2 protein-coding genes are annotated in these 1,374 nt (G+C 62.6%); one reads left to right on the top strand and one right to left on the bottom strand.

Annotated features, from left to right (window positions below):
• On the top strand, window positions 1-365 hold a 365-nt coding region (locus tag U1872_RS22335; protein ID WP_332795061.1), incomplete at its 5' end, for a uracil-DNA glycosylase family protein.
• Between the two features lie 131 nt (window positions 366-496).
• On the opposite strand, the gene U1872_RS22330 is transcribed toward U1872_RS22335, so the two are convergent.
• The gene (locus tag U1872_RS22330; protein ID WP_332742148.1) at window positions 497-1,294 is read right to left on the bottom strand and encodes an aldo/keto reductase; all 798 of its coding nucleotides are present in this window, start codon (window positions 1,292-1,294) and stop codon (window positions 497-499) included.
• Between the last annotated feature and the right edge of the window lie 80 nt (window positions 1,295-1,374).

Below are 1,374 nucleotides of genomic sequence, written 5' to 3'. Positions count from 1 at the left end.
CCCGCGCCTACGTCACCAACGCGGTGAAACACTTCAAGTTCGAACAACGCGGCAAACGCCGCATCCACGCCAAGCCGGAAGCGGGCGAAATCGACGCCTGCCGCTGGTGGATCGAGCAGGAGCAGATGCTGATCAAGCCGAAGGTGACGGTGGCGCTGGGTGCGACCGCGGCGCGCTCGCTGTTCGGCAAGGTAATGACGATAGGCCGAGAACGAGGCCGCGCGTTGCAGCTACCCGACGGCGGCGAAGCCTGGATCACGGTGCATCCAAGCTACCTACTCCGGTTGCCCGATCCGGCGCAGGCAGCAGAGGAATATGAGCGTTTCGTAGAGGACCTGCGGACGGTCGGCAGCCGGATTGCTTGATCACCGAACGACCAATTTTCTCCGTCATCCTGACGAAAGTCAGGACCCAGAGCCACACAGCGCAACGTCCGTCACCCTGGGTCCTGACTTTCGTCGGGATGACGGAGGAGGTCGGAGAGCCTCCCGCCCCATCACATGCTGTTCGGCTCACGTCCCAAACGACCCGCCGGATCATCAAGCGCTCCGATCCCAGCCATATCCTCGTCATCCAACGTCAGATCCAACGCCGAGAAATTGTCCGCGAGGTGCTCCGCATCCGAAGCCTTCGGAATAACCGAAAAGCCGTTCGCCAGATGCCACGCAAGGATCACCTGCGCCGCACTCCGCCCATGTTTATCGGCGATCCGAACGATGGCCTCGTCCTGCAACAGCGTCTTCCCCTGCCCCAACGGACTCCAGCTCTGCGTCACGATGCCGTGCGCCTCATGATACTTCCGCTGCTCGCGCTGCTGGAAGTTCGGATGAAGCTCGATCTGGTTGACCGCCGGAGTCACCCCGGTCGCAGCGACGATCGCATCGATATGCTCGGGCAAAAAGTTCGAAACGCCGATCGACTTGGCCTTCCCGGCGTCGCGCAGCGCGATCATCGCCTTCCACGCGTCGACGAATTTGCCCTCGCTCGGCACCGGCCAGTGCATCAGGTACAGACCGACCGATTCGACTCCCAGTAGCGCAAGACTCTCGTCCATCGCCGCTTCCGCATCGCCCTGCCGGTCGTTCCAAAGCTTGGTCGTCAGGAACGCGTCCGACCCCTTATAGCCGTCACCTACGCCGCGTTCGTTCTCGTAGATCGCGGCAGTGTCGACCAACCGGAAACCGATATCGAGCCCGCTGCGGACGATCGCTGCAACCTGGCTGTCGGGAATCTGCCACGTACCCATGCCGAGCTGGGGCATCGTGCGGCCGTCGTTGAGTGTGAGATCTGTCATGCCACACCAGCGAACGAGGCGCGTGCCGGTTCCGATGCGCCGGTTCCGCTTTAGGGCTTCCCTTCGGAGCCAGCTTCGCG

This window comes from Parasphingomonas frigoris (assembly GCF_036663815.1).
In the GTDB taxonomy this organism is placed as follows: Bacteria; Pseudomonadota; Alphaproteobacteria; order Sphingomonadales; family Sphingomonadaceae; genus Sphingomonas.
This window is presented reverse-complemented; position numbering and strand designations above follow the sequence as displayed.